General features: G+C 50.5%; 1 protein-coding gene. It reads left to right on the forward strand.

All coding sequences use genetic code 11. The features are described 5' to 3' along the window. The coding region (locus K0039_RS24660) for a flotillin domain-containing protein (RefSeq protein ID WP_228106762.1) at positions 1-600 on the forward strand (600 nt) is incomplete at its 5' end. Positions 601-848: the final 248 nt, after the last annotated feature.

The following is an 848-nucleotide window of genomic DNA, read 5'->3' on the forward strand; positions in this document are numbered from 1 at the left end:
CAGACTGCGGAGGCCGACCGTACCAAACAGGTTGCCCTGATTGCTGCTGCTCAGGAAGCTGAAACGAAAGCGGTTGAACTCACGGTTCGCGCACAGGCTGAAAAAGAAGCAGCCGAACTCCAGGCAGCAGCAATTATTGAACTGGCGGAGGCCACCCGTCAGAAAGGTCTGGCAGAAGCAGAAGCACAGCGCGCACTGAACGATGCCATTAACGTGCTTTCGGATGAGCAGACCAGCCTCCGCTTCCGTCTTGCCCTGCTGGATGCATTACCTGCCGTCATAGAGAAGTCCACAGAACCAATGAAATCCATTGACGGTATTAAAATCATTCAGGTGGATGGTCTGAATGGCGGTGTTACCCGCGGTAAAACAGCAACAACCGACATAAGTGGCGGAAATCTCGCTGAACAGGCAGTAACCGCCGCTCTGGCTTACCGTACACAGGCTCCGCTCATCGACTCCCTGCTGAAAGAGGTGGGTTTATCCGGTGAAGGACTTACAGCCCTGACACGTCCACTGGTCATGCCTGCCCCGGAAAAGGTTCCGGATGTCAGCGAACCGGTAACCACCCCGGATAACTCAGAACCACAACAGGTTTAATCCCCGTGCCGGAATTTTTCCGGCATCTTTTTCACAAAGAATGCCCTCACGGGATATTCTGGTTTAAAAGAGGTTTGAAAATGGCCGCAGAAAAAGTCAGAGTTGTCATATACACCAATACATGTGAAAAGAAAGTCAGTTATATGCCTGCAACAGAAGATATAAACATCGCTATAATGCCATTTCAGACGGCAGACAATGGCTTAATTATTGTGTGTCAGAACTCCCGTATAATACGACGCAAAGAG

It is taken from the genome of Terrisporobacter mayombei (genome assembly GCF_020748465.1).
Taxonomy (GTDB): domain Bacteria; phylum Bacillota; class Clostridia; order Peptostreptococcales; family Peptostreptococcaceae; genus Terrisporobacter; species Terrisporobacter mayombei.